This window comes from uncultured Dialister sp., assembly GCF_937959425.1.
Taxonomy (GTDB): Bacteria; Bacillota; Negativicutes; order Veillonellales; family Dialisteraceae; genus Dialister.
In genome coordinates, this window is sequence record NZ_CALGPS010000091.1 from 1 (window position 1) to 2,962 (window position 2,962).

Annotated in this window: 3 protein-coding genes; all 3 read left to right on the forward strand. The window is 54.2% G+C overall.

Features of this window, described 5'->3' with window-relative positions:
• Positions 1 to 439 precede the first annotated feature (439 nt).
• The 3 genes from lspA to Q0482_RS03570 are packed head-to-tail and all read left to right on the forward strand — an operon-like array spanning position 440 to position 2,753.
• Positions 440 to 874, forward strand: a complete 435-nt coding sequence (gene lspA / locus Q0482_RS03560) for a signal peptidase II (protein WP_299143468.1) — start codon at positions 440 to 442, stop codon at positions 872 to 874.
• Positions 871 to 1,797: an RluA family pseudouridine synthase gene (locus tag Q0482_RS03565; RefSeq protein WP_299143470.1), complete on the forward strand. Its 927-nt coding sequence runs from the start codon at positions 871 to 873 to the stop codon at positions 1,795 to 1,797. The genes lspA and Q0482_RS03565 overlap by 4 nt, the downstream gene beginning before the upstream one ends.
• The gene (locus Q0482_RS03570) at positions 1,797 to 2,753 is read left to right on the forward strand and encodes a P1 family peptidase (protein WP_299143471.1); all 957 of its coding nucleotides are present in this window, start codon (positions 1,797 to 1,799) and stop codon (positions 2,751 to 2,753) included. The genes Q0482_RS03565 and Q0482_RS03570 overlap by 1 nt, the downstream gene beginning before the upstream one ends.
• Positions 2,754 to 2,962: the final 209 nt, after the last annotated feature.

Consider the following 2,962-nt stretch of genomic DNA (forward strand, 5'->3'; position numbering starts at 1 on the left):
TCATTCAAAATGACAACTTTTTTTCGGTCGATGCCTTAACGCAATAGCATTGCTGGGCAGGGGTGGGCAAGGTATGTAGTGGCGCGGTTCCTTTTTCCCCATAAACTTGCCCACCCCCGCACTCGGGGGTGGGGGGACCACGTCAGTGGTGGAAGGGGGCCGCCGCAGGCAGTCGGAGCTGTGAAAAAATGCTCAATTATTTCTTCACAGCCTCTTTTGCACTCCGCCATGCAGCAGTGGAGACACAAAAGCTAATCCCGTAACGCTGACTTCATACTTCATCGTCCGTAGGACGATACCACAACCCTCAGCGACAAAGCCGCTGTCAAACCTAAGAACCTTAAGAACCATCGCCTGCGGCAGTGGGCGTCAACCTTTCCCTTCTGAACCTTCTCCGCAAAGCGGCGCCCTATGGTATAATACACATCAGGAGGATTTTATGATTACTTTACTCACTGCCCTTTTTGTTACCATTTTTGACCAGCTGGTGAAGTGGTTTGTCGTGAACCATATGGAACTGGGAGAGACCATTCCCGTTATCCGGAATGTATTTCATCTGACCTATATTCTGAATCCCGGTGCCGCTTTTGGTATCCTGCCGCACCAGGACTGGTTTTTCCTTGCCATTGTGGTGGCACTTTTTATTGCATTTTTCGTCATGCGGAAAAGGATTCCTGAGAAGCCCCTGTATTTCCCCGCTTCTGTAGGCATGCTGCTGGGCGGCGCCCTGGGGAATGGACTGGACCGTGCCCGGCTGGGAGCGGTGGTGGATTTCTTTGATTTCCGCATCTGGCCTATCTTTAACATTGCAGATATTTTCATCTGTGCAGGGGTAGGACTTATTGCCTTTTATTTTTGGAGACACAGCTCATGAACCAGATTACCTGCCATATTTCAGAAACAGAAGAAGGAGCGCGGCTGGATAAGATCCTGCAGGATGCTTCCGGACTGACCAGGTCCGAGGTCCAGAAGTGGATGAAGGAGGGGAAAGCGACGCTCCTGTCCGGCAAAATGCTCAGGCCTAATTACCATGTGAAGGCAGGGGATGAGATTTCCTTTTCCTGGGAAGAAAAGGAGGAACTTTCCCTTGTTCCACAGGATCTGCCGCTGGACATTCTTTATGAAGATGAGGATATTATCGTTATCAATAAGGCCCGGGGCATGGTGGTACATCCGGGCTTTGGAAATCCTGACGGTACGCTGGCCAATGCTCTTCTTTACCACTGCGGCCCGTCCCTTCTGTCCGCCTGTGAGGATCCCATCCGGCCCGGCATTGTGCACCGGCTGGACAAGGACACATCCGGCGTCATGGTGGCAGCCAAGTCTGCCCGTGCTTTTCCTGTGCTGAAGGCGGAAATCAAGGCCCATGAGGCCCAGCGCCATTATCTGGCCCTGGTGCACGGGCAGATGGAGGGAAATACCGGCGTCATCCGCCTTCCTCTGGGGCGGAGCGTGAAGGACCGCATGAAATGGGATGTTGCGCCTAAGACCGGAAAGCCGGCGGTCACCCATTACCGGGTGGAAGAATTCATGCCGGGCTATTCTTTTTTGGAACTAAAGCTGGAAACAGGGCGTACCCACCAGATCCGCGTGCACATGGCCTACATCGGGCATCCGGTGGTGAATGACCCCCTCTATGGATGGAAGAAGGACCACTTCCCCATCGAAGGGCAGGCCCTTCATTCCTGGACATTAGATCTGAAGCATCCCGTCACCGGAAAAGCCATGCATTTTGAGGCACCGGTGCCGGAGGATTTGAAACTCTGCCTTGCTGTGGCAAGAAAAGGGGAAGCTTAATGGAAATGAGAACACTTCATGTACCGGGTTTTGCCATCGGTACGGCGGAGGATAGAAAAGGACTTACAGGAGTGACTGTTATTCTGGCGCCGGAAGGCGGCGCAGCAGCAGGTGTGGATGTGAGAGGCTGCGCTCCCGGCACCAGGGAAACGGACCTTCTGAGCCCTGAAAAGACGGTGCAGAAAATCCACGCGGTAGTTCTCTCAGGAGGATCTGCCTTCGGACTGGAATCAGACTGCGGCGTTATGAACTTCCTGGCGAAAAAGGGGATCGGATTTCCTGTGGGAGACGTGACCGTTCCCATCGTATGCGGCGCCGTGCTCTTTGACCTTTCCATAGGAGATTCTAAGGTTCATCCGGACCTTGAAATGGGCTATGAAGCGGCTTCCAGGGCTTCAGACACTTTCCCTGTTGGCTGCTATGGCGCCGGTACCGGCGCTTCTGTAGGAAAGCTCCGGGGCTTTGACCACGCCATGAAAAGCGGCGCCGGCTATGCTGAATTCAGCCTCCCCGGTGGCCTCTTCGTGGGGGCATACATGGCAGTGAATGCCTGTGGAGAAATCTATGACAAGGATGAAATCCTGGCAGGAGCTCTCGCAGATGATGACTCCCATTTCATTTCATCCCATGAACTGATGATGCAGGGCTTTAAAAGGCAGACGGGTACCAATACATCCATCGGCTGTGTCATTACCAATGCGAAACTCACCAAGGCCGAATGCAAAGCGGTTTCGGGCATGGCCCATGACGGCTATGCCCGGGCCATCCGGCCTGTCCATACCACCATGGACGGAGACACAGTCTTTACCATGGCCTCCGGCGAGGTGGAAGCACCGGTGGATACGGTGGGCTATCTGGCGGAAGAAGCCATCCGCCTGGCCATTCTTGACGCTGTAAAAAGCGCCGAATCCATGGGCGGAAGACCAGCCTATGCGGACATGATGAAACGGAATTAATATGATTGGCATAAAAATGCGGCAGGACTTCTGCTTAAGGAAGGGCTGCCGCACTATGACATGAGCCGAGCAGTCAGGGGGCTGTGAAAAAAATGATTTACATTTTTCACAGCCCCGGCCGCCTGCGGCGGCCCCCTTCCACCACTGACGTGGTCCCCCACCCCCGAGTGCGGGGGTGGGCAAGTTTATGGGGAAAAAGGAACCGCGCC

Excerpts from the sequence above, each read along its gene's own strand:
- Q0482_RS03570 (WP_299143471.1), top strand. The coding sequence starts at position 1,797 with ATGGAAATGAGAACACTTCATGTACCGGGTTTTGCCATCGGTACGGCG.
- Q0482_RS03565 (WP_299143470.1), top strand. The coding sequence starts at position 871 with ATGAACCAGATTACCTGCCATATTTCAGAAACAGAAGAAGGAGCGCGG.
- lspA (WP_299143468.1), top strand. The coding sequence starts at position 440 with ATGATTACTTTACTCACTGCCCTTTTTGTTACCATTTTTGACCAGCTG.